Source organism: Longimicrobiales bacterium, assembly GCA_035764935.1.
GTDB lineage: Bacteria > Gemmatimonadota > Gemmatimonadetes > Longimicrobiales > RSA9 > DASTYK01.
In genome coordinates, this window is the sequence record DASTYK010000014.1 from 1 (window position 1) to 23,234 (window position 23,234).

The following is a 23,234-nucleotide window of genomic DNA, read 5'->3' on the forward strand; positions in this document are numbered from 1 at the left end:
CGAGCAGCTCGTCGCCCGTGCGGCCGCGGCGGGACTGGCCAGCGTCGTGCACGCGATCGGTGATGCCGCGGTATCGCTCGCGCTGGACGTGCTGGGGCGCGCCCCGCGCAGCGGGCTGGCCATGCCGCATCGGATCGAGCATGTGCAGTGCTGCGCGCCCGACCGTCTTGCGGATGCGGGGCGGAGCGGCATCGTGTGCAGCGTACAGCCGTCGCACCTGCTCAGCGACTGGCAGGCGGCGGACCGGCACTGGGGCGCGCGCGCCCGGCATGCGTACGCGTTCCGCTCGCTTGCCGCCGGCGGCGCAACGCTGGCCTTCGGCTCGGACGCGCCGGTCGAGCCGGTGGATCCGCGGCTCTCGCTGTTCGCCGCCGTGACGCGCCAGGATACGGAGGGAAAGCCGGTCGGCGGCTGGTACCCGGAGGAGCGGATCGACGTCAGCGATGCGCTCGTCGCATTCACCCGCGGCCCGGCCATTGCCGCAGGCATGGACCGCGAGCTCGGGCGGCTGGAGCCCGGCACACTCGGCGATATTGCCGTCTGGGATCGCGACCCGCTCGCGGTCCCAGCATCAGAACTGCCTGCCATGCGCTGCACCGCCACGATTGTCGGCGGGCAGCTCGTGTGGCGCGATGCATGAGAGGATAGCAACGCAATTGCGTACCAAGATCGTTTCCACGATCGGACCCGCGAGCGGCGAACGTGACAAGGTGCACGCGCTCGCGGAGATCGGCGCCGATGTGTTTCGCATCAACATGGCGCACGGCACGCACGAGTCGCATGCACAGGTCATTCGCTGGGCACGCGAGGCGAGCGCGCAGGTCGGCAAGCCCATCGCCGTGCTCGCCGACCTCGCCGGTCCGAAGATCCGCATCGGCGCACTGCCCGCGCCCGTCGACCTCGCCGACAAGTCGCACGTCGTGCTCGCGCCCGAGGGGCATCACGAGGGGGAGGAGCTGCCCACGACGTACGCCGAGCTCGCGCGCGACGTCTCGTCAGGCGATCGCATCCTGCTCGACGACGGGTTGATGGAGCTGCGCGTCGAGGAAGTCCGTGGCGAGCGCGTGTACTGCCGCGTCGTGCGCGGCGGGCTGCTCAAGCAGAACAAGGGCATGAACCTGCCCGGTGTGCGCGTGAGCGCACCCGCCCTCACGGAGAAGGACCTGATCGACCTGGAGTTCGCGGTCGCACAGGGCGTGGACTACATCGGGCTCTCCTTCGTGCAGTCCCCGAACGACATCGTGGACCTGCGCAACCGGATCCCGAGCGGCGTGCTCATCTGCGCCAAGATCGAGAAGGACACCGCACTGGAGGCCATCGAGGCGATTCTCGCAGAGACCGATGCCGTCATGGTCGCGCGTGGCGACCTGGGAGTGGAGCTGCCCTTCGAACAGGTGCCCGTCGCACAGAAGCGGATCATCCAGTTCGCGAACCTGTACGGGCGCCCGGTCATCACGGCCACGCAGATGCTGGAGTCGATGATCGAGAACCCGCGGCCGACGCGCGCGGAGGTCAGCGACGTGGCCAACGCGCTCTTCGACGGCACCGACGCGATCATGCTGTCCGGCGAGACCGCGGCAGGGAAGTATCCGTTCCTCGCCGTCGAGGCGATGGTGCGGATCGGTGCGGAAATCGAGCGCACGCAGGCGTACGAGGAGGGACCCAAGTACGACGTCCCGATCCTGGATCATCTGCGCATCGGCGCCACGCCCACGGAGCACGCGATTTCCGCGGGCACGGTGGAGGCCGTGCGCCTGCTCGGTGCGCCCGCGATCGTGTGCATCACCCGCACCGGTGGCACCGCCCGCCTGGTCTCGAGCTACCGGCCGCCCGTGCCGATCGTCGCGGTGACCGACCAGGAGCGCACCTGGCGCCAGCTCGCGCTGGTATGGGGCGTCCAGCCCGTGCACTGCACGACCGGCGAGATCAGCTACGAGGCGATGCTCGACGCGGGGCGCGATTACCTGCTGCGCACGCGCATGGCACAGCCGGGGCAGCGCGTGGTGGTGACGGCGGGCGTGCCGTTCCACGTGCCCGGTACCACCAACATGCTGCGCGTCGAAGTGCTGTGAGGCTCCGCTTTCTCGGCACCGGCACCTCGTTCGGTGTGCCCGTCGTCGGCTGCTCGTGCGCAACGTGCACGTCGACCGACCCGCGCGACCGCCGGACGAGGCACGCCGCCCTGCTCGAGAGCGACCATGGCAACCTGCTGATCGACGCCCCGCCCGAGCTGCGCATCCAGCTCCTGCGCGATGGAATCCAGCACATCGATGCGGTCTGGTTCACGCACGCGCACGCGGACCACGTGCACGGCATCGACGACCTGCGCGTGTTCGCCGGCCGCACGTCGCACCCGCTGCCGGTGCACGCCCATCGCGAGACGGCGGCCCAGCTCCGCAGCCGCTTCGACTACATCTTCGATGCCGCGTACAGCCCGCCGGCCGGAACGAGTCGCCCGAACCTGGCGCTGCACGAGTTCGAGGCGTGGCGGCAGGTGAGTATCGCTGGCTTCGCGCTGCTGCCGATCGAGGTGCCACACGGGGACCAGAAGGTGTTCGGCTTCCGTACCGGCGGACTCGGCTACATCACGGACGCGAAGCGCCTGGACGAGCGCGCGCTCGATGCGCTGCGCGGCGTGCAGGTCCTCGTGCTGAACGCGCTCTGGCGCGGCAACCCGCACCCCACGCATTTCAGCGTCGAGGAGGCCGTCGACACGGCGCGCATGATCGGTGCGGGGCAGACGTTCCTGACACACCTCGCGCACCGCGCGCGGCATGCAGACCTGGCGGCGACGCTCCCGGCGGGCGTCGCCCCCGCGTACGACGGACTCGTCGTCGAGGTGCCCGAAGCGTGAGACATCGATTTCAACGGAGCAGGGAATGGCGGAGCGGCTGATACTCGACTACGCGAACATGCTGGCACCGCGGCTGGGCGGCCGCGGCCTGCAGCCGGACGCGCTCGATCGCATGGCGGAGCGCTTCCGCAGGGTGCACGCGGACACGGAGCAGCGTCGCGACAGCGGCGAGCTGGGCTTTTTTGCACTGCCGTACGAGCGCACGATCACGCAGGAGATCCGCACCTTCGCCGAGGGCGTCGGCCAGTCGTTCGATACGATCGTCGTGCTGGGCATCGGCGGCTCGGCGCTCGGCACCACTGCACTGCAGCAGGCACTGCTGAAGCCGTACTGGAACGAGCTGAGCGACGAGCAGCGCGACTACTACCCGCGCCTCTACGTCCTCGACAACATCGATCCCACCACGATCGGCCCGCTGCTCGAGCGCCTCGACATGCGCCGCACGCTGTTCAATGTCGTGAGCAAGTCGGGCTCGACAGCGGAGACGATGGCGCAGTACCTCATCGTGCGCGACATGCTCCGCACCACCTTCGAGGGCGATCCCGACGGCGAGCGCCGCCACCTCGTCTTCACGACGGATCCCGAAAAGGGCGTGCTGCGCCGGCTCGCGGACGAGGAGGGCATTGCGACGCTGCCCGTGCCCGACAGCGTCGGCGGCCGCTTCAGCGTGCTCTCCGCCGTGGGGCTGCTGCCCGCGGCGCTGGTCGGCATCGACATCGATGCACTCCTCGCCGGCGCCGCCGCCATGGACGAGCGCTGCCGCACGGACGTGCTGCGTGACAACCCCGCCGCACTCTTCGCGGCGCTGCAGTACGCGGCACACACCGAACAGGGCGCCGGCATCCACGTGATGATGGCGTACGGCGACCGCCTCTACGGCTTCGCCGACTGGTTCCGGCAGCTCTGGGCCGAGAGCCTCGGCAAGCGCGTGAACCGCGCCGGCGCGGACGTGTTCGTGGGACCGACGCCCGTCAAGGCGCTCGGGCCGACCGACCAGCACTCGCAGGTGCAGCTCTACATGGAGGGGCCGTTCGACAAGACGGTCACGATCCTGGCGCTGGAGGAGGGCGGCACCGACCTGGTCGTGCCCGACGTGCATCCGGAGCTGGACGCGCTTTCGTACCTCGGCGGCAGCTCGCTCGGTGGGCTGCTCGATGCCGAACGCGTCGCGACGACGCACGCACTCGCAACCAACGGTCGCATGAACATGACGCTCACCCTGCCGCGTGCCGATGCACATGCGGTCGGCGAGCTGCTCATGATGCTGCAGATCGCTACCGTCTACGGCGGCGGCTTCTACGACGTGAACCCGCTCGACCAGCCGGGCGTGGAGCTCGGCAAGCAGCTCACGTACGGCCTCATGGGTCGCAAGGGCTACGACGCGCCCGACACACCCGACGGCGGCACCGACTACCGCAGCAGGTAGCGCGATGATCGCCTGGGTGGACGGCGAGTGGCTGGACGAGACGGCCGCCTCGGTGCCGATCACCGACCGCGGCTTTCTCGGCGCCGACGCGGTGTTCGAGACCGCCCGTCTCCATGACGGCGGCTACTTCCGCCTCGAGCGGCACCTCGAGCGGCTCGAGCAGAGCGCGGCCGTGCTGCGCATCCCGCTGCCGCCGCGAAGCACGCTCAGGGACGTCGCATTCCAGCTCGCGCAGCGCAACGCACTGAGCGACGGCAGCCTGCGCATCACCGTGACACGCGGCAGCGGCAGTGGCTCCTTTGCGCTCGCGACGATCGCTCCCGTCAGCAGCGCCTGGCGCGAGCGCGCCGAGCGCGGCTGGACCCTCATCACCGCGCGCGTGCGGACACCGCCGGCGACCGTCGTGCCCCATGTCGTCAAGACGACAGGCCGCATCTGGTCGCTGCTCGCGCGCCAGGAGGCGGCCGACGCCGGCGCCGACGACGCGCTGCTGCTCACCGTGGACGGCCATGTCGCCGAGGGTCCCACCTGGAACGTCTTCTGGCGCCGCGCTGACACGCTCTACACGCCCGCGCTCGAGACCGGCATCCTGGACGGCGTCACGCGCGCGGAAGTGATCGGCCTCGGGCGCGCGCTCGGGCTCCAGGTGGAGGAGGGCATCTACGGCCGCGACGCGCTCGACTACGCCGACGAGATCCTCGCCACCATGAGCTCCGTGGGCCCGGTCAACATCCGCGTCCTCGATCGCCGACCGCTGCCGGAGCCCGAACTCGGACCGCGTCTGCGCAGCGCCTACTGGGCCGCCGTTGCGGCACACGTGGAGCGGCCAGCGGGAACAGAACCTGCGTAACTGGAGGCGCCTGCCGGAACGGACTGGCCGGCGGAGTCGTCTGCCGGGGCGGAGCGCGTGGCCGGCGGTGCATCCGGAATCGAGAAAATCCTGGAAATCGGTTGAACGCGACGCCTGACACGCGGCGGGACCTCCTGGCGAGCCGGTACCGGCTGGTCAGCCAGCTCGCCGACGACCTTGCGCACGAGATCAAGAACCCGCTGCACGCGATGGTGATCAACCTCGAGGTGCTGCGGCGCCGGCTCACCGCCGGGGATCCGGACATTGCGCTGGAGCGCGCGGCGGTGATCGATCAGGAGATCCAGCGCACGCACCAGCTGGTGGATCTCCTGTTGAAGCTGCTGCGTCCGGAGCGTTCGCGGGATCAGCATGCCCACTCGCTGGCGGGCGCCCTGGACGAGGTGCTGCCGCTCCTTCGCCTGCAGGCAAAGCTGGCGCTGGTGCCCCTCGAGACCGAAGACCTGGACATCGATGCGCCGATCACCGTGGCAGCGCCGGATCTGAAGTTCGCGCTGCTCGCGCTGGCGATGCCGATGATCGACGTGCTGAAGGCGGCGCAGGGCAGGGGAGGCGATCCGACGCCGCTCCGGCTGAGCGTTGCGCACGAGACCGCGGTGCGGATCCGGCTGCACGCGGCCGCGGAGGCCCTGCCGGACACGCAGGCGCGACGGGTCGCGCGGCGGTTTCTCGAGGCGGGTGGGGGGCGCGTGGAAACGAGGCGCGCGCAATCGTCTATGTACATTGTTTTGCCGCGAGTTACGGGAGCTTGACCCCCACTTCGCGCGAGGACTAACTTGAGCGTTATGACGAAAGTCCTGATTGCTGACGACGAGAAGCACATTGTCGACGGGCTGCAGATGCTCCTCCAGGAGGAGGGCTACAGCGTCGACACGGCGAATGACGGCCAGAAGGCGTGGGACAAGGTCCAGTCGGGGGAGTACGGTCTGGTCCTCGCGGATCTGAAGATGCCGAAGATGGACGGGCTGGCGCTGTTCGCGCAGATGCGTGATGCGGGCATCGACAGCGAGTTCATCATCATCACCGGCAAGGGCACCGTGGACAGCGCCGTCGAGGCGATGCGCAACGGTGCCTACGACTACCTGACCAAGCCCCTCGAGATCGACCGTCTCAAGGCGCTGATCCCGAAGGCACTCGAGAAGTACGAGGTGCGCACGGCGAACCGACGCCTGCAGGACCGTCTCGAGAGTCTCACTCGCTATGGCGACATGCTGGGTCAGTCGGAGGAGATGACCCAGATCTACAAGCTGATCGAGGCGGTCGCGCCGTCGTCGGCGAGTGTGCTGATCGTGGGCGAGAGCGGGACCGGCAAGGAGCTGGTCGCGCGCGCGATGCACAACAAGTCGCCGCGCAAGAAGGGGCCGTTCGTCGCACTGAACTGCGGCGCGTTCCCGCGCGAGATCCTGGAGAACGAGCTGTTCGGTCACGAGAAGGGCGCGTTCACGGGCGCGATCAACGAGAAGCCCGGAGCCTTCGAGCAGGCGGATGGCGGCACGCTGTTCCTCGACGAGGTCGCGGAAATGGAGCCGGACATCCAGGTCAAGTTCCTGCGCGCCCTGGAGCAGCGCAGCTTCCGCCGTCTGGGCGGCAAGAAGGAGATCAGCGTCGATATCCGCGTGGTCGCCGCGACGAACAAGAACGTCGAGGAAGCCCTGGAAGAGGGCAAGCTGCGCGACGACCTGTACCACCGCCTCGCCGTGATTCCCGTCTACCTGCCGCCGCTGCGTGAGCGGACCGGCGACGTGCAGCTCCTCGCGGAGGAGTTCCTGCGGCGCTTCGCGGACGAGCAGGGCAAGACGATCGAGGGCTTCAGCGAGGGCGCGCTCGAGTTCATCCAGACGTACCGCTGGCCGGGCAACGTCCGCGAGCTGAAGAACGCGGTGGAGCGCGCGGTCATTCTCTCGAAGTCCGACACGATCGAGGTGCGCGATCTTTCGCCCAAGCGCTTCGGCCTCGAGGAGCGCGAGGTCCACATCCCGGTCGGCACGAGCATCGCCGACTCGGAGAAGGCGGTCACTCTGAAGACCTTCGCGTTCACCGGCGGAGACCAGAAGAAGACGGCGAAGATCCTCGGTGTCACGGAGAAGGATCTCAAGGCGAAACTGCAGACCTACCTCGGCGCGAATGCGACCAAGGCGCGGTCGGCGGCGTCGAAATAGAAAGGAGCCCACATGGCCGATCGGGACGAGTACGCGACCATCGTTATCGAGCGCGACGCGGGAATCGGCAGTTTCCTGCTCGGCGCACTCATCGGCGCGGGTGCCGCGCTGCTGCTTGCACCGCGGGCGGGTGCGGAAACGCGCACGGAGCTGCGTGCGGGGCTGAACCGGCTGCGGGATCGCGCGGAGGACGGGTTCCGCTCGCTGCAGGAGAACGTCAGCGAGCGCTACGACGACGTCCGGACGGAGGTCAGCGGGCGCGTCGGTGCCGCGCGCGATGCATTCGACCGCGGCCGTGAGACCGCCAGCGAGCACGTCCGCGACGCGGGCGCGCGGGCACGAGCGGGTTACGAGGCCGCGCGCCAGCCGCGCGACGCCGGAACGACCGGCGGCGTCGGCGAAACCGAGCTCTGAGACGAAGCGGCCGGTCTCCTGTGGCCGCCACGCCGTCGACCGGCGCTGCCCCCGCCGCCGCACACGCGGAGCGCGGGGGCTCGTCGTCTCTGCAACCCGGCTCTCCGTCGCGCTTCACCAGGGCGCGACGCGCAGCTGGCGACTTCGTGCGCCGCGTCTGGAAGAAGGCGGAGCAGGACCAGATCTTCTTCATGGCCGGCGCGATCGCGTTCAACATCCTGGTCGCCGTCGTGCCACTCATTCTCGCCACGCTCGGCATCGCGGGCCTGCTGCTGCAGAGTCGTTACGGTGCAGGCGCAGAGGAAACGCTCGTCCGCTACATCTTCGAGGCGCTGCCACCCGTCAGCCCCGAGTTCACCGCGCAGGTGCGGGAGTACATCCGCGGATTGCTCGACCAGTCCTCCGGCTTCCTGGGCATCGGTACGCTGATCTTCGCGTGGTTCGCGACGCGACTCGTCGGGACGCTGCGCACCGCGCTCCGTGAGGTCTTCGACATCCAGCAGGACCGCGGCATCATCGCAGGCAAGTTCTTCGACATCGGCATGGTGCTCGTTGCCGGCCTGCTGCTCGCGATCAACGTTGCGCTCACCGTGCTGGTCAATGTTCTCGCGGAGTACGGCTACACGGTGTTCGGCGTGGGGCCCGACCAGGTGCAGGTGCTCAATCAGCTCTACCTCCGGGCGGGCTCGCTGCTGACCATCTGGTTCATGTTCCTGCTCGTCTTCCGCTTCCTCCCGTACCGCCGCATCCAGTGGCGCACGGCGACGGTCGCCGCGACGTTCACCGCCGTGTTCATCGAGCTGCTCAAGCAGGCGTTCGCCTGGTACATCGCGAACATCGCGAGCTACCGTTCGGCCTATGCGAACCTTGCCAACCTGTTCGTGATCTTCCTCTGGATCTACTACTCGGCCGTGCTCTTCATCCTGGGCGGCGAGGTCGCCCAGGTGACGTCGCTGCTGCGGATCCGCAGGCGGCAGAAGGAGCGCCTCGGGTGAGCTCCACTCCCTGAGGCGCCGCGCCGCCGCTAGATTGCCGGCCATGACCGACGCTCCCGAACAGCGGACGCTCGCACGAAACCGCAAGGCACTGCACGAGTACCATGTCGTGGAGCGCTTCGAGGCCGGCATCGTGCTGGCCGGTCCGGAGGTGAAGTCCATCCGGCAGGGCAAGGCGAGCCTGACCGAGGCGTTCGCGCGCATCGACAACGGCGAAGCATGGCTCTACGACATGCACGTGACGCCGTACGATCCCGCGAACCGCTGGAACCTGGACGCGACCCGGCCGCGCAAGCTGCTGCTCTCGAGGCGCGAGCTGCGCCGCCTGATCGGTGCCACGCAGGAGAAGGGGCTGACGCTCGTGCCGCTGGATCTGCACACGAAGCGCGGTCACGTCAAGGTCGAGCTGGCGCTCGCACGCGGCAAGAAGATGCACGACAAGCGCGAGGACGTGAAGAAGCGGGATGCCGAGCGCGAAATGCGCCGGGCGATGCGCAGGGGGTGAGCCGATGCTGCGTGTGCTGAGCGCCGTCCTGATCGCGGGGCTGTCCGCGGCCGCGGCACACGCGCAATCCCCCTCGTTGCGCATGGTCGGCACCGACGGCGAGGCGGTCGTCGAAGGAGTCGTCCTGGACGGCGCGGCCGCGTTCCCTGTTGGCGCGCTGGCACGGCTCGGCGCGACGATCACCGACGAGGTGGTCGAGACGCGCGTGATCCTCTACGGCGACACGCTCGTCTTTGCGGCGGGCTCGCCCTTCTTCCGGGCTGGCAGCAACGTGCACGCGCTGGCGCTTCCCGCCCGCCGTTCGGGCGGCGCGCTCCACCTGCCCGAGCAGTTCTTCCTCGAATGGCTTCCGCAGCAGCATGGTGAGCGGATCGCGTGGCGGAGTGGCGCGCTTCGAGCGACGTCGCCGCTCGTGACGCCCGGTGCGGTGCGGCCATCCGTTCCGGTCACGCGCGTGGTGGTCATCGACCCGGGGCACGGCGGCCGCGACGCGGGCAAGATCGGCCCGAACGGTGTGCGTGAGAAGGACGTCGTGCTCGAGATCGGGCGTCGCCTGCGCGAGCTGCTGAACGAGCGTGGCTACGAGGTGCACATGACGCGCGATCGCGACACGCTGATCGCGCTCGGCGACCGGCCGCACATGGCAAACGAATGGAAGAACGGCCGCCAGCGCGCCGTGTTCCTTTCCATTCATGCGAACTCATGGCGGCCGTCGGTCAAGGGCTTCGAAACGTACTTCCTGTCGGATGCCCGCACGGAGGATGCGCGTCGGGTCGCGGAAATGGAGAACGCGGCCGAGCAGTACGATGAGAACGGCAGCAACGGCGACGACGCGGCCGGGATGATTCTGAACAGCCTGCGCAACGACTTCTACGTGCGTGCGTCCAACGACCTCGCCGAGGTCGTGCAGCGCAGCATCGCGGAGTTCCACGGCGGGCCTGATCGCGGTGTGAAGCAGGCGGGCTTCCGCGTGCTGGTGGGTGCGCTCATGCCGGCCGTGCTGATCGAGACGGCGTACCTGTCGAACCCGGAGGAGGCCAGGCTGCTCGCACGCTCGGATTTCCAGCAGAAGCTCGCCTGGGGCATCGCCGAGGCGGTGGACCGCTTCTTCGCGCAGCACGAGCACCTGTGGACGGAGGGCGCACCGTGAAGCTGTCGCAGCAGCTCCTGGGCACGACGTTCCAGAACCCCGTCATGCTCGCGAGCGGGACGTGCGGCTACGGTGCCGAGCTGGACGAGATCTTCGACATCGACAAGCTCGGCGGGCTTTCGGTCAAGGCGGTGACGGCAGAGCCGCGTGAGGGGAACGCTGCGCCACGCGTGGCGGAGTTCCATGCCGGCATGCTCAACTCGGTCGGGCTCGCCAACGTGGGGCTCGAGGCGTTCCGGCGCGACAAGCTCCCCTGGCTCCGGGACCGGCTGCGGCGGGCGCGCGTGTTCGTCAATGTCGCCGGCCGCACGGCAGAGGAGTTCGGTGAGCTGGTCGCTGCGCTGGACGGCGATGAGGGATTTGCGGCCTTCGAGCTGAACGTGTCCTGCCCCAACGTGAAGGAGGGCGGCGCGATCTTCTGCTCGCGCGAGGACCTGCTGGCCGAAGCGGTGCGCTCGGCGCGGCGGGCGACGCGGCGACCACTCGTCGTGAAGCTCGCGCCCAATGTCCCGGACATCGGAGCAATGGCTGCCGTTGCCGTGGCCGAGGGAGCGGACGCACTCACGCTGGTCAACACGGCGCCCGGCCTGCTCTTCGACGTTCACACCCGCACGCCGGTGCTCGGCGCGGGCTCCGGCGGCACGAGTGGACCCGGCCTGCTGCCGATCGGCGTGCACGCCGTATGGCAGGCCCGTCGGCGCGTGGACGTGCCGCTGATCGGAGCGGGTGGCATCCGCTCGGGTGAGGACGCCGTGCAGTACCTGCTGGCGGGGGCCTCGCTGGTCCAGATCGGAACCGCCAGCTTCGCGGACCCTCGCGCGGGAATCCGTGTATTGCAGCAACTCGAACGCTACGGCGACGTTGCCGGCATTGCGGACCTGAGCGAGCTGATCGGGGCAGGCCGCGTCGGCTGAACCCGAAGACTGCAGGATACATGGCCGACCTCATTGTTGCGCTCGACCTCCCCTCGAGCCAGGACGCCCTGGGGCTCGTCGATCGACTCGGCGAGACGGTCGGCTGGTACAAGGTTGGCTCTCCACTCTTCACCCGCTCCGGCCCGCGACTGCTCGAGGAGCTCGCCGGCCGCGGCAAGCGCATCTTCCTCGACCTCAAATTCCACGACATCCCGAGCACCGTCGCGGGCGCCGTCGAAGCAGCGGCGTCGCATGGCGTGCATCTGCTGACCGTGCACGCCACGGGAGGCACGGACATGCTCCGGGCGGCGGCCGCGGCCGCGGGCAAGGACGGCCCGCGTGTGCTCGCCGTCACCATTCTGACCTCGTTCACGCCGGCTGGCGTCGAGGAGGTCTGGGACCGCGAGCTGCTTTCCGTTCGCGACGAGGTGTCGCGCCTGGGTGACCTGGCCGCCGCAGCCGGCGTGCACGGCGTCGTGTGCTCGCCGCTCGAAGCCGAGCTGATGCGCCGGCGCCAGGGTGCGGGCTTCCTGATCGTGACGCCGGGGATCCGCCCCGCGGAGTCCGAGAAGGGCGACCAGGCGCGTGTGGCAACGCCCGAAGCGGCCGCACGCGCGGGCGCCGACTACCTGGTGGTCGGCCGACCCATCTGGCAGGCTGCCGATCCGGTGGATGTCGCGACGCGCATCCGCCAGTCGATCGCAGTCCCGGAGCGCGTATGATCCGGCTTGCCACGCTGCTCGTTCTGCTGTTCCTCGCAGCACCCGCGCACGCGCAGCAGGACCTCGATGCCGCCATGCAGCGCGTCGCGCGGATGTGGGAGCGCGGCGACGTCCGCGGCCTCACGCAGAGTGCATCCGGCAGCGGCTTCGCGCTCGAGTTCGACTCCGGCCGTACCGGACCCGTCGCGTCGCGCCAGGCCGCGGCAGCACTGCGCCGGCTCTTCGAGGATCAGCAGACGATCTCCGTGAAGCCGGGTGTCACCCGGGTCAGCGGCGGCAGGCCGCAGCGCGCATTCGGCGAGCTGGAGTGGATCACGCGTCCCCGAGGCACTACCATACCCGAGCGCCGCACGGTATTCGTTGCGCTCGTCCGCGAGGATCGGGGCTGGAGGGTCACAGAGATCCGCGTCATGCCCTGACGCATCGCAGTGACAGCACTGCCGGATCGTGCTTCTCCGCACATCCGGCCATGGCGGCGCCCGATCGACTCTTACAGGATCCGACATGGCGCTGCGCTTCTACAACACGCTGTCCCGCTCTCTCGAAACGTTCGAGCCGGCCGACCCCGCCAGGGTCGGCGTCTACGCGTGCGGGCCCACCGTCTACCGGCCGCCCCATATCGGCAACTTCCGGACGTTCATCTTCAATGATCTGCTCCACCGCTACCTCGAGTGGAAGGGGTACGGCGTGCGCTTCGTCATGAACCTGACGGACGTCGAGGACAAGATCATCAATGATGCGGTCGCCCGTTCCGTGCCGATTGAAGCGGTGACGGCCCCACAGATCGAGAACTTCCAGCGCGATCTCGAGCGTGTCGGCATCCGTCCCGCGGACGTCTACCCGCGCGCGACCGACCACATCCACGACATGATCTCGATCATCGAACGGCTGATCGAGAACGGGCACGCGTACGAGAAGGACGGCTCCGTCTATTTCGCGATCAACAGCTTCCCGGGCTACGGCAAGCTCAGCCGCATCGAGCTGGTCGACACGCGCGCGGGGGCAGGTCTCGCGACGCGTGCGATCGACGCCGACGAGTACGAAAAGGAAGACGCGCGCGACTTCGCACTCTGGAAGGCGGTCAAGGACACCGACCGCGAAGTGGGCGCTGCCTGGGAGACGCCGTGGGGCGAAGGACGCCCCGGCTGGCACATCGAGTGCTCCGCAATGAGCATGGCCGAGCTGGGCGAGACCTTCGACATCCACACCGGCGGCGAAGACCTCGTGTTCCCGCATCACGAGGACGAGATCGCGCAGTCCGAGGGCGCGACCGGCAAGCCCTTCGTGCGCTACTGGCTCCACGTCAAGCACCTGCTCGTCAATGGCGAGAAGATGTCGAAGTCGAAGCAGAACGACTTCACCATCGGCCAGCTCGTCGACATGGGCCATTCGCCCGCCGCAATCCGCTTCATCCTCATCGGCGCGCAGTACCGCAAGGAGCTGAACTTCTCCTTTGCCGGCCTCACCGATGCAAAGAACGCGATCCAGCGACTGCTCGACTTCGATCGGCGGCTCGGCGAGGCCGCCGCGATGGCTGGTGCGGGAGGCGACGGACGCCCCGCCGGCTCGCCGGATCCGACGAGTATTGCGCCCGCCGCCGCGCACGACCACGGCACGGACTCGCTTGCCGACGTCGCGGCGCGCGCGCTGCAGCGCTTCGAAGAGGCGATGGACGACGACCTCAACACGCCCGGTGCCCTGGCCGCGCTGTTCGATTTCGTGCGGGAATCCAATGCCGCACTGGATCGTGCCGGAGCGCGGATCGCGACCCGGGACGTCGAGGCCGCGCGCAACGCACTCGAGCGCATGGACGACGTGCTCGGCGTGCTCGCGCTGGCGCGCACCGAAGCAACCAGCGTTGAGGCCGGCTTCGCCAACTGGGTCGAGGAACGCATTGCCGCACGCGCCGATGCACGCAGCCGCCGCGACTTCGCCGCCGCCGATCGCATTCGCGACGAGCTGGCCGCCGCCGGCGTGGTCGTGGAGGACACACCGGGCGGCGTGCGGTGGAAGAAAGCGTGAGTCGGGAGCCGGTGAGATCATCAAAGGCTGTGCGCGTGCGTGGCATGCGGACGGCCCGGCGGAGGGTGTAGTGGCGTGAGCGCATCCGTCCTGCTCGTCGACGACGACACGCAGGTCCGCACCGTGCTGCAGCGCGCCTTCCAGCGCGCCGGCTACGACGTGCTCACCGCCATCGACGGCACCCGCGCCCTCGACACGTACGCGCGCGACGCCGCAGATCTCGTGATCCTCGATCTCGGCCTTCCCGACATCCCCGGCCTGGACGTCCTCCAGCGTCTCCGCGCCATCCAGCCGAACGCCGCCATCATCGTCCTGACCGGCCAGGCGGACCTCGAAACCGCGGTCGCCGCCATGCGCGCCGGCGCCGAGAACTTCCTCGCCAAGCCGGTCGACATCCAGCACCTCTACGCCGCCGCCGAGCGCGCGCTCGAGAAGGTGCAGCTCCGCAGCAGGACCACGTACCTGGAAGAAGCGCACGGTTCCAGCGCGAAACAGGCGGGGAGCGGGGTCGGGCTGGCAAACGCACCCGTGATGCGCGCGGTGGACGAGCGCATCGCCCTCGTCGCCCCGACCGACACCACCGTCCTGCTCCTCGGCGAAACGGGCACCGGCAAGAACTGGTTCGCGCGCCGCGTGCACGCGCTTTCCACGCGCGCGAAAGGGCCGTTCGTCGAGGTGAACTGCGCCAGCCTGAGCGCAACTTTCCTCGAGTCCGAGCTGTTCGGCCACGAGAAGGGCGCGTTCACCGATGCGCGCACCATGAAGCGAGGACTGTTCGAGGTCGCCAGCGAGGGCACGCTCTTCCTCGACGAGATCGGTGACCTCGCGCCCGAGCTGCAGCCCAAGCTGCTGCGGGCGCTCGAGTCACGGCAGTTCCGCAGGCTCGGAGGCACGCGCGACCTGACCTCCAGTGCGCGGCTCATCGCCGCGACCAACCGCAACCTCCAGAACGCCGTCGCCGACGGGCGCTTCCGCGAGGACCTCTACTACCGCATCGCCGTTCTGCCCATCGAGCTGCCGCCGCTCCGCACCTGGGACATCCCCGGACGCGAACGCCTCGCCGCCGACCTGCTGCACCAGCTCGCCGGCGGCCACGAGGCCGCCATCGACAGCGACGCACTCCAGCGCATAGCCGCCTACCACTGGCCCGGCAACATCCGCGAGATGCGCAATGTCCTCGAACGCGCCCTCATCCTCGCCGGCCCCGACGCCCACATACGGACCGAGCACCTGCCGGCCGAAGTCGCACGAGCCGGCGGCGCGGCCGGTCCGGCCGGAAATGCCGGGGCGCTGCCGGTCGACCTCACCCTGCAGGAGCTGGAACGGCAGCACATCGTACGCGTGCTGGAGCACTGCGGCGGGAACCGGACGCGCGCCGCACGGATGCTCGGCGTTTCGCGCGTGGGCCTCTACAAGAAGCTTCGGCGACTCGGCATCGATCAGCGGCGCTGAGGGGCGGTGTTCTGCGAGGGCTGCTGTATCCGATTGCAGCGGCGTGTCCATTGTTAACGGCGGCGCATCCGGTCGCGAAATCCGTGGCGCGATGATTCTTCTGGCCATGGGCAGATGTTAACGATGTCATCATCGCTGCCGACGGCGGCGAGGCCCGATTCTCCGCTTTCGCCTGTGCCGCAACGGTTTTCTGACAGATCAGCACGCGGTACGCCTTTCGCACCTGTGCCACCGACAACTGTATCGTGAATCGGCGAACCGACGGTGGGCGGCGACGTGATCGGCAGGATCCTGGCAGGCGCGATTCTGGGGGCAGGGGTGCTCGTGTGCCCGGCGCTGGCGTCGGCTCAGCAGTCGGCGGCGGCGAGCGTCCGGATCGTGGTGGCCCCCGTGGACCGCGTCGGGTTCGAGCCGGAGCAGCAGCCCGGGACGAACCTGGCCGCCGGCCAGGAGCAGCGCGCGAGTGGCGGCCCATCGCTGGAAGATGCAGGTGTGCCGATGCCGTCGCCGTCGTTGGAAGCCGGGGTCGTCGTCCTATCGGCTGCGATGCGGCAGCGTGGCACAGATACGCCGGGCAGCGTCTGCCCCCGCGTGACGGCCCGCCCCGGCTTTCCGCCGCCGGTGCTGACAGTGACTCGTGAGCGAGTGGCCGTCCCGGCCGGGGAAGCCGCTTCGCTGGTCCCGGAGGTTCGGCGTTCAGCCGGTGCGGAGCCGGTCTCCGCGCCATCCGTGCGCAGTGGCGGGCCGGTCGAGGTGGTGACCTGCACGCTGATCGCGCCCTGAGCGTTCTGTCGCTCGCCATTGAAAGCAGCGCCCGGCGTCATCGGACGACGCCGGGCGCTGCTGTTTCTGGCCGACCCTGTCTCTGCTGACGACTACGGGCGCGCGCTCACCGGAAGCGCACGAGAGCGCTTGCCGTGGCGTGTGAGCCGACGTCCACGTTGAGGTAGCGGCACGTGCCCGCGTCGGCCCGGCTGGTTGCGGCCACGAAGACGTACTGCTGCTCGATCGGATCCCAGCGGATCCCCGTGTTGCTGTCCGCATACGTCGCCGTCAGGTCGCTCGACGCGACGGTCGCGCTGCACGCGAACGGAGCGCTCCAGGTGATCTCGAAGAGATCGCTCCGGTCGGGGACGACGGCGCCGCTGGAATCCCGCAGGTTCCACTTGAATGGAATGCGCTGACCGGCGCGGGCCGCGTTGGCCGTCGGCAGATTCTCGACCGGCGGATAGAACCCGTCGAAGGCAAAGGTCACGGTATACGCGCGGCTGGCACTCGACGTATTGCCCGCCTGGTCCTGCGCCTGGACGACCAGCTCGTGCGCGCCGAACGCGTCGGTCGGAAGCACGTCCCCATCAGCGGTGCTGCCCGTGCAGGTCGCCATTCCCGCCGTCGCGTCGCTGCACTGGAACGCAGCCGTCACCAGCTGGTCCCGGAAGAAATCCGGCGCAGGTTCGGCCGGGCTCGCGATGGCGATCACGGGAGCCGTTGCATCGTAGTGGAAGCCGAACATCGCAACGTCACTCGTGTTGCCTGCGACGTCCGTGCACGTGCCGCTCAGTGTGCCGTTTGCGGTGTCGGGCCCGTCGTAGCTCGCATCCGTGCAGACGGCGATGCCGCTGGTCGCATCGGCGCCGCTCCAGGCGACAGCGAACGGGGCATTGTACCAGCCACCGTGATCGGCCGACCGGTCCGGTGCAGCCGTGACTCCCGACGGCGGCGTCGCGTCGCGGCGAATCATCACGCTCTCCGTCGTCGTGCCGCCCGCGCTGGTCGCGGTGCAGGTGAACGTGATGCCATTCGTGTCCTGCACGACCACCCTGGTCTCACAGCCGTCGCTGGACTCGATGCTGGATTCCGCGTCGACAATGCTCCACGCGACCCCGACGTCGCTCACGTACCATCCGTCATTGCCGGATGTCCCCGTGATCTCGGCTTCGACCACCGGGGGCGTGAGATCCTGCGGTCCGTCGCAGGAGGTCGGTGCACTGGCGGGGTAGGGCGGCTCGGGCAGCACCGCACGCAGCTCGGCCGGCATGCGCGCGTAGATACGGCTGGCGTAGCGGGCGGTGTCGTGGTCGTCGAGGTTGCCGAGCGCAAAGATCGCCTGGAAAACAGTGGCCACCGACGCCAGATCCGCGAGGTCGAGCTGCGACACGATCGACGCCAGCTCCTCCGGCGTCGTCAGCAGCATCTCGGTGTCGTTCCGTCGCACCACGCACGCACCATTGTCGGGCACGATGTTGTTCAGCACGCTCACGTGCCTGTACGGCAGGAGCAGCGGCACGACCGGCGCGACGTGCGGCACGGGATCGCGGTCGTTCACCCATCGCTGCGAGCGTGCGCCGAAGGCGGCGTCGAACGTCGCGGCAATGTCCTCGCTGAAGACGCGCGGGGCGCCGTAGGTGTACACGCCGTCGACCGTGACGTCGTGCTCCGTGCGCAGCAGGTGCGCAGTCACGGTCGCGAGAGCGCCGCCCAGGCTGTGACCGGTGAGCCATACCTTTCTGCCGCCAGCGTTCTCGAGCTCCGCCGCGACCTGCTCGATGACCCGGCGCGAGCCGGCCTGAAAGCCATCGTGGACGCCGTTGATCATCACGAACGCGAGGTCGACGTAGATGTCGCGCAGCTCGAACTCGAGGGCGGCCGGGTCGGCTTCCGTGCCCCGGAAGATGACGAACACGGCGTCGTCGTTCTGCGCGATGATCACTTCCGTGTCCGTAAGGGGGTCCTCGATCATCCGGAAGGTGCCGAGTCCAAGGGGCGCAAAGTGCGCTTCGAATGCCGCGAGGAAGCCGGCATCGTCCGCCGCCCCCACGAGCGACACGTACGCGTAGTGGCTCAGCAGCGACAGCAGGTACGAGTTCGCCCACTCGTGGGAGGTGGCGTCCGCCACGAAGTGGTCGAAGGCGACGCTGCCCGGTTCCTCCGTCGCGAGGGCGGCGACCGGCGCCAGGTCCTGCACCGGCGCGGTGGGTGACTGCGAGTCACGACAGGCCACTGCTCCAAGGGTGAGCAGCAGCGCACCCGTCCAGCGGGTGATGCGCATGATACCTCCGATGAGATGAGGGCAGAGCAGATCTCATCATCACCATGCGCGCGAGTGCCCTCGCGGGGATCACGACCGGCGCCGAAGGTCCGGCCGCCTCGCGGGCCCGTTGCACCCGGTCCCGATTCTTACGATCTTTCCTGGCGACGCCGGCGTAGCTCAGCGGTAGAGCACCCGATTTGTAATCGGGCGGTCGTCGGTTCAATCCCGACCGCCGGCTCTTGGAGGGTTTCTGCAGGACACAGAGCCGTCGGCGCGTTGCGCGCCGGCGGCTTCGTTCATTCGGGTGGTTCCGTCTCCGCTCCGCCGCTGGTGCGGAAGATCACATGCGCCGACGGGCCGCACCCCATGGCATCGCAGTCGTGCGGTTCGTCCGGCAGCGGCTCGCCGCTGACGACGACCTCATCCCCGTCCGTGTAGACCTGCGCCAGGTCGAATCCCGGCGGCACGCCATCCGCGCGGATCGCGCTCGCCCGGCGGATCGCGGCGAGGAGGCCATCGCCGGCGTAGCGTGCGAGCAGCAGATGCGACGCTCGCTCCAGCACGTCCGCCATCGCGCCATTCCGCTCCGCACGCTCGGCATCGACGCCCGTCGGCGTGTCCTCGCGTATCGCTGCGGCCCACGTCCGCAGGATCTCAGAGAGCCGGGCAGGCTCGTCCGGATGCTCCACCAGTCCAACCTCCCGCGTCACGGTCATAGCGCACCGCGCCGAAACGACGCACTGCGGGCGCGTACCGTTCAACTTTCGCGCCCGTGCAGCCGATCGCGGCACGTCGCGCGGAACACGATAAGCCGCGACAGGATCCTTCACCACCTGTACTGCACGCCGTTGCCGGTTGCGTCATGAACACAGGTGTTATCTTGCGGCACCGTGAACCGAACAACAGACGAGTCGATGATGCAGGATCTCTGGACCCGGACCTTCGGGAGCGGCTGGACGAGCACGCTGGCAGGACTCGCGCTCGTGCTCCTCACGGCCGGCTTGCTCTATCTGATCACACGGCGCTACGTCCTCGCGCTCGTGCGCGCCATCGTGCGGCGCACGCGCATGCGCTGGGACGAGGTCGTGTTCGACCGCAGCGTGCTGTCGCGTGCGGCCGCGTTCGTGCCGCTGGTCGTCGCGCAGGTCGGGCTGCGGTTCGTGCCCGGCATGAGCCCGCTCGCCCTGGACATCGCCGAGCGGATCGTGAGCGCCGCGTTCATCCTGGTCGGTGCACTCGTTTTCGACGCCGTGCTCACCGCCGGCCACGCCCTGTATCAGCGCCTGCCGCTCGCGGAACGACGACCCATCAAGAGCTACGTCCAGCTCGCCAGGATCTTCCTCTATGCCGTCGCCCTGATCTTCATCGTTTCCCGGCTCGCCGGCCGCACGCCCTGGTATTTCGTGAGCGGCCTCGGCGCGATGATGGCCGTCATCCTGCTCGTCTTCCGCGACACGCTGCTCTCACTCGTCGCCAGCGTGCAGCTCACCAACAACGACCTCGTGCGCGTCGGCGACTGGATCGAGATGCCGCAATTCGATGCCGACGGCGACGTCGTCGACATCGCGCTCAACAACGTCAAGGTCCGGAACTGGGACAAGACGGTCAGTGTCATTCCCACGCACAAGTTCCTGGAGCACAGCTTCAAGAACTGGCGCAGCATGTTCGAAGGGGGCGGACGACGCATCAAGCGCTCGATCCACATCAACACGTCCACCGTCCGGTTCCTGGACGACGACGAGATCGAGCGCTTCTCGCGCTTCGCGCTGCTGCGTGAGTACATGGCACAGAAGCAGGAGGAGCTCGCACAGTACAACGCGCGCTTCGCCGACGACGCCTCCGTCGTGCCCAACGCACGCCGACTCACCAACATCGGGACCCTGCGCGCCTACATCATCGCATACCTGCGCCAGCACCCGCGCATCCACCAGGAGATGACCTTCCTGGTGCGCCAGCTCGCGCCCACGCCCGAGGGCCTGCCTCTCGAGATCTACGTCTTCACCAACGACACTCGCTGGGCTCACTACGAGGCGATCCAGGCGGACATCTTCGATCACATCCTCTCCATGGTCCCGGAGTTCGGCCTGCGCGTGTACCAGCGGCCGTCGGGCTACGACGTAGCGCCGCTGGCAGTGGCCGAAGCGGCCGGCTAGCGGCGGGGCCGCCCGGGAGACAGCGGACCGCGGGGTCCGCGGGCTTCCGGGGGCGCGCTGACCGCGCAGCACCCAACCATACCCGATCGCACACAGGCTCAGGAGCCGCTTCCCGGTTCGTTTTACGCAATATGTCAATATGATACTTGATATATTTCAGCCGGCGTTGCATGGTATGGCCGGACAGGTCCGACTTCTTCATTGGCAGGGAGGAACAATGGTGATCGTAACAGGGAGTGCAGACGCTGGACGCCCTCCAGACGCAACATCCGGCGAGGGTGTTCAGGTGCACGGCGCCGGCGCGCCACTGCGCCGACTGCTCGAGGTTTCCGTGCTTGGACTGCTGGTCGGCGCTGGGGTCGGGTGCGACGACGGGATGGGTCCGCTGTCCGGGCGGCCGCAGCCGCTCGATCCGGCGCTGGTTGCGGAGGGCAGGGACATCTTCCGGTTCGACACCTTCGGCGACGAGACGTACTGGACGGACACGCTCCGGCTGCACGAGGTCATCGAGTCCGCGGTGAGCCCGGAACTGGCGCTCCAGGTGGGGCTCAAAGTGGACGCGGACGCGCTGCCGCAGTCCGTGAAGGACGCGATCGCGGCAGGCGATGTGGACCTGACGGACCCCGCGACCACGCTTGCGCTGCTCGAGCTCGACGCGGTGCTGGGTGTCAGGGGCGAAGTCGAGGAGGTCGATGGAGTGCGGCGGCTGGGCCGGGTCGGCATCACCTGCGCGCTCTGCCACTCCACGGTGGACAACAGCTTTGCTCCGGGGATCGGGAGCCGACTGGACGGCTGGGCCAATCGCGACCTGAACGTCGGTGCCATCGTCGCACTCTCTCCGGCCGTCCCTGACAACCTGAAGCAGATCCTGAACGCCTGGGGGCCGGGCCGCTACGATCCTCGCATCAACATCGATGGCCTGAACACGCCGATCGTGATCCCGCCCGCGTTCGGCCTCCGGCACGTGGCGCGCGAGACCTTCACCGCCGATGGCGTGGTGTCGTACTGGAACGCATACGTCGCGGTCACGCAGATGCACGGACGGGGCGATTTCAGCGATCCGGCGCTCGGCATCTCGATCGACGTCCCCGACGCCGAGGACCAGGTCACGAGCAAGCTGCCAGCGCTGCGCGAGTACCAGTTCAGCCTGAAGGCTCCGGCGGCCCCGGCCGGCTCGTTCGACGTCGCGGCAGCGGAGCGCGGCCGCGGCGTATTCAACGGGCGCGCACGCTGCGCGACGTGTCACATTCCCAACCAGTCATTCACCGACGTGAACGACGGAACGCTGCACGCGCCGTCCGAAACGGGGATGGATCCCGCGTACGCCGATCGCACGGTCACCGGGCTCTACCGCACCACCCCCCTCGCCGGCGCCTGGCAACACGCGCCGTACTTCCACGATGGCAGCGCAGCGACGTTCGACGAGGTGGTCGATCATTACGTCGACGTGCTGTCGCTGAACCTTACGGCGCAGCAGCGACGCGACCTGATCGAGTACCTGAAGTCGTTGTAGCGCGTACCGCCTGCCGGGAGTGCTGCGCGCCGGGAAATCAGCTGGTCACCATGCAGTCTTGATCGGAATGGGTGTTTACGCGAGATTTCCCGGCTGCAGGACACCTGCGGGCGTAGCTCAGCTGGCTAGAGCGTCAGCCTTCCAAGCTGAATGTCGTGGGTTCGAATCCCATCGCCCGCTCTGGAAACCCCGCCGCACCCGCGGCGGGGTTTTCCGTAACCCTCTGTACGGCACGGCTCGCGATTTCGCTGACCGGAGCCGAGATGGCAGCGGGGCTGCGTCGGCCTGGGAACCGCGGCGCCAGCGGCCCCGGAGCGCCGACAACCAAGTCAACGTTGCCTGGATCCGCCCTCCGACCCTCGAGAGCAACGTTGCCTTTGAATATCATGGCCAACGTTGCACTCGTTCAGGACGCGTGTATCGCGAGCAACGTTGCCTTCGACCCCCAGGCACCGTCGTCGAAAGGGGGGAGCGCGCCCGCGGGCACTGTCCGCGCGGGTGCCCCGGACTCGCCCCTCGCCGGTGCCGGGACGACCCGTCCCCGCCGGCCGACACAGCGCTGACCCATCCCGCTGCCGAGCCCACGGGAACCGCGCGTCCTCGACCCGCCGAACCCTTGACGCCACTGCGCTTTCCCTGTAAACTGCAAGTCTGTCCCGGAACCGCGCCCCTTCGGCCACTGCTGTGGGTCGACGCGCGCCGGGCCGGCTCGAGGTGGGAGCATTCTATCGCGGCACAGCCTGCCGTGCGTTGACCACCGGGGCCCAGGAACTGGAAGGCGGGCTGACTACTGCGTGTTCTGCAGCCGGAACGTGCGCGACGTCCTGCGTACGGACCCACCCCGCCCTCTGCCGGCAACGCCGGCGCTGCTACCGGTACGACAAGTTGAACTGAGTTCGAGTACGTACTTCGAGGGAGACCATGGCGAAGGCAAAGTTCGAGCGGACGAAGCCGCACGTGAACGTGGGGACGATCGGGCACGTGGACCACGGGAAGACGACGCTGACGGCGGCGATCACGACGATCCAGGCGGCCAAGGGGCTGGCGGACAAGGTG

General features: G+C 68.6%; 22 protein-coding genes and 2 tRNA genes. 22 read left to right on the plus strand and 2 right to left on the minus strand.

What is annotated here, in order from left to right; all coding sequences use genetic code 11:
- The 17 genes from VFU06_00780 to VFU06_00860 form a co-directional block, all read left to right on the plus strand.
- The coding region (locus VFU06_00780; GenBank protein ID HEU5207916.1) for an amidohydrolase family protein at positions 1 to 640 on the plus strand (640 nt) is incomplete at its 5' end.
- Positions 641 to 656: 16 nt separating this feature from the next.
- Positions 657 to 2,072: a pyruvate kinase gene (pyk, locus tag VFU06_00785; protein ID HEU5207917.1), complete on the plus strand. Its 1,416-nt coding sequence runs from the start codon at positions 657 to 659 to the stop codon at positions 2,070 to 2,072.
- Positions 2,069 to 2,854: an MBL fold metallo-hydrolase gene (locus tag VFU06_00790; protein HEU5207918.1), complete on the plus strand. Its 786-nt coding sequence runs from the start codon at positions 2,069 to 2,071 to the stop codon at positions 2,852 to 2,854. The genes pyk and VFU06_00790 overlap by 4 nt, the downstream gene beginning before the upstream one ends.
- 25 nt (positions 2,855 to 2,879) lie before the next feature.
- Positions 2,880 to 4,280, plus strand: coding sequence for a glucose-6-phosphate isomerase (locus VFU06_00795; GenBank protein ID HEU5207919.1), 1,401 nt, complete (start codon positions 2,880 to 2,882; stop codon positions 4,278 to 4,280).
- Between the two features lie 4 nt (positions 4,281 to 4,284).
- Positions 4,285 to 5,130: an aminotransferase class IV gene (locus tag VFU06_00800; GenBank protein ID HEU5207920.1), complete on the plus strand. Its 846-nt coding sequence runs from the start codon at positions 4,285 to 4,287 to the stop codon at positions 5,128 to 5,130.
- A gap of 101 nt (positions 5,131 to 5,231) precedes the next feature.
- Positions 5,232 to 5,900, plus strand: coding sequence for a histidine kinase dimerization/phospho-acceptor domain-containing protein (locus tag VFU06_00805; GenBank protein ID HEU5207921.1), 669 nt, complete (start codon positions 5,232 to 5,234; stop codon positions 5,898 to 5,900).
- 33 nt (positions 5,901 to 5,933) lie between these two features.
- On the plus strand, positions 5,934 to 7,307 hold the full coding sequence (locus VFU06_00810) for a sigma-54 dependent transcriptional regulator (protein HEU5207922.1): 1,374 nt from the start codon (positions 5,934 to 5,936) through the stop codon (positions 7,305 to 7,307).
- 12 nt (positions 7,308 to 7,319) lie between these two features.
- On the plus strand, positions 7,320 to 7,721 hold the full coding sequence (locus tag VFU06_00815) for a YtxH domain-containing protein (GenBank protein ID HEU5207923.1): 402 nt from the start codon (positions 7,320 to 7,322) through the stop codon (positions 7,719 to 7,721).
- 146 nt (positions 7,722 to 7,867) lie between these two features.
- A complete protein-coding gene (locus VFU06_00820; protein HEU5207924.1) occupies positions 7,868 to 8,716 on the plus strand; it encodes a YihY/virulence factor BrkB family protein in 849 nt (282 codons plus the stop codon).
- A gap of 43 nt (positions 8,717 to 8,759) precedes the next feature.
- Complete coding sequence (gene smpB, locus VFU06_00825) at positions 8,760 to 9,221, plus strand: SsrA-binding protein SmpB (GenBank protein HEU5207925.1); 462 nt, start codon at positions 8,760 to 8,762, stop codon at positions 9,219 to 9,221.
- Between the two features lie 4 nt (positions 9,222 to 9,225).
- Positions 9,226 to 10,371, plus strand: coding sequence for an N-acetylmuramoyl-L-alanine amidase (locus VFU06_00830; GenBank protein HEU5207926.1), 1,146 nt, complete (start codon positions 9,226 to 9,228; stop codon positions 10,369 to 10,371).
- Positions 10,368 to 11,285: a dihydroorotate dehydrogenase gene (locus VFU06_00835; GenBank protein HEU5207927.1), complete on the plus strand. Its 918-nt coding sequence runs from the start codon at positions 10,368 to 10,370 to the stop codon at positions 11,283 to 11,285. The genes VFU06_00830 and VFU06_00835 overlap by 4 nt, the downstream gene beginning before the upstream one ends.
- 20 nt (positions 11,286 to 11,305) lie before the next feature.
- Positions 11,306 to 12,007, plus strand: coding sequence for an orotidine-5'-phosphate decarboxylase (gene pyrF / locus VFU06_00840; GenBank protein ID HEU5207928.1), 702 nt, complete (start codon positions 11,306 to 11,308; stop codon positions 12,005 to 12,007).
- The gene (locus tag VFU06_00845) at positions 12,004 to 12,426 is read left to right on the plus strand and encodes a hypothetical protein (GenBank protein ID HEU5207929.1); all 423 of its coding nucleotides are present in this window, start codon (positions 12,004 to 12,006) and stop codon (positions 12,424 to 12,426) included. Before pyrF ends, VFU06_00845 begins: the two co-directional genes overlap by 4 nt.
- Positions 12,427 to 12,511: 85 nt before the next feature.
- Positions 12,512 to 14,029 carry a cysteine--tRNA ligase gene (gene cysS / locus VFU06_00850; protein ID HEU5207930.1) on the plus strand — a complete coding sequence of 506 codons (1,518 nt, stop codon included), beginning with the start codon at positions 12,512 to 12,514 and terminating at the stop codon, positions 14,027 to 14,029.
- A gap of 75 nt (positions 14,030 to 14,104) precedes the next feature.
- Positions 14,105 to 15,481 carry a sigma-54 dependent transcriptional regulator gene (locus VFU06_00855; protein ID HEU5207931.1) on the plus strand — a complete coding sequence of 459 codons (1,377 nt, stop codon included), beginning with the start codon at positions 14,105 to 14,107 and terminating at the stop codon, positions 15,479 to 15,481.
- Positions 15,482 to 15,757: 276 nt separating this feature from the next.
- Complete coding sequence (locus VFU06_00860; protein HEU5207932.1) at positions 15,758 to 16,264, plus strand: hypothetical protein; 507 nt, start codon at positions 15,758 to 15,760, stop codon at positions 16,262 to 16,264.
- Positions 16,265 to 16,370: 106 nt separating this feature from the next.
- Here VFU06_00860 and VFU06_00865 read toward each other — a convergent pair whose 3' ends face one another.
- A complete protein-coding gene (locus VFU06_00865; protein ID HEU5207933.1) occupies positions 16,371 to 18,530 on the minus strand; it encodes a PxKF domain-containing protein in 2,160 nt (719 codons plus the stop codon).
- A 148-nt stretch (positions 18,531 to 18,678) separates the two neighbouring features.
- Here VFU06_00865 and VFU06_00870 point away from each other — a divergent pair.
- Positions 18,679 to 18,750 (plus strand) — tRNA-Thr (locus tag VFU06_00870).
- A gap of 58 nt (positions 18,751 to 18,808) precedes the next feature.
- Here the strand turns inward: VFU06_00870 and VFU06_00875 are convergent.
- Positions 18,809 to 19,228 (minus strand): hypothetical protein, encoded by a 420-nt coding sequence (locus VFU06_00875; GenBank protein HEU5207934.1) that lies wholly within the window; start codon positions 19,226 to 19,228, stop codon positions 18,809 to 18,811.
- A gap of 174 nt (positions 19,229 to 19,402) precedes the next feature.
- On the opposite strand from VFU06_00875, the gene VFU06_00880 reads away from it, so the two are divergent.
- The 4 genes from VFU06_00880 to VFU06_00895 form a co-directional block, all read left to right on the plus strand.
- Complete coding sequence (locus VFU06_00880) at positions 19,403 to 20,665, plus strand: mechanosensitive ion channel domain-containing protein (protein HEU5207935.1); 1,263 nt, start codon at positions 19,403 to 19,405, stop codon at positions 20,663 to 20,665.
- A 331-nt stretch (positions 20,666 to 20,996) separates the two neighbouring features.
- Complete coding sequence (locus tag VFU06_00885; GenBank protein ID HEU5207936.1) at positions 20,997 to 22,178, plus strand: hypothetical protein; 1,182 nt, start codon at positions 20,997 to 20,999, stop codon at positions 22,176 to 22,178.
- A gap of 106 nt (positions 22,179 to 22,284) precedes the next feature.
- A tRNA-Gly gene (locus VFU06_00890) sits at positions 22,285 to 22,358 on the plus strand.
- Between the two features lie 741 nt (positions 22,359 to 23,099).
- The coding region (locus VFU06_00895; GenBank protein ID HEU5207937.1) for a GTP-binding protein at positions 23,100 to 23,234 on the plus strand (135 nt) is incomplete at its 3' end.

Coding starts and splice junctions, on each gene's coding strand:
- VFU06_00795 (HEU5207919.1), top strand. CDS start 2,880: ATGGCGGAGCGGCTGATACTCGACTACGCGAACATGCTGGCACCGCGG.
- VFU06_00800 (HEU5207920.1), top strand. CDS start 4,285: ATGATCGCCTGGGTGGACGGCGAGTGGCTGGACGAGACGGCCGCCTCG.
- VFU06_00810 (HEU5207922.1), top strand. CDS start 5,934: ATGACGAAAGTCCTGATTGCTGACGACGAGAAGCACATTGTCGACGGG.
- VFU06_00815 (HEU5207923.1), top strand. CDS start 7,320: ATGGCCGATCGGGACGAGTACGCGACCATCGTTATCGAGCGCGACGCG.
- smpB (HEU5207925.1), top strand. CDS start 8,760: ATGACCGACGCTCCCGAACAGCGGACGCTCGCACGAAACCGCAAGGCA.
- VFU06_00830 (HEU5207926.1), top strand. CDS start 9,226: ATGCTGCGTGTGCTGAGCGCCGTCCTGATCGCGGGGCTGTCCGCGGCC.
- pyrF (HEU5207928.1), top strand. CDS start 11,306: ATGGCCGACCTCATTGTTGCGCTCGACCTCCCCTCGAGCCAGGACGCC.
- VFU06_00845 (HEU5207929.1), top strand. CDS start 12,004: ATGATCCGGCTTGCCACGCTGCTCGTTCTGCTGTTCCTCGCAGCACCC.
- cysS (HEU5207930.1), top strand. CDS start 12,512: ATGGCGCTGCGCTTCTACAACACGCTGTCCCGCTCTCTCGAAACGTTC.
- VFU06_00865 (HEU5207933.1), bottom strand. CDS start 18,530: ATGCGCATCACCCGCTGGACGGGTGCGCTGCTGCTCACCCTTGGAGCA.
- VFU06_00875 (HEU5207934.1), bottom strand. CDS start 19,228: ATGACCGTGACGCGGGAGGTTGGACTGGTGGAGCATCCGGACGAGCCT.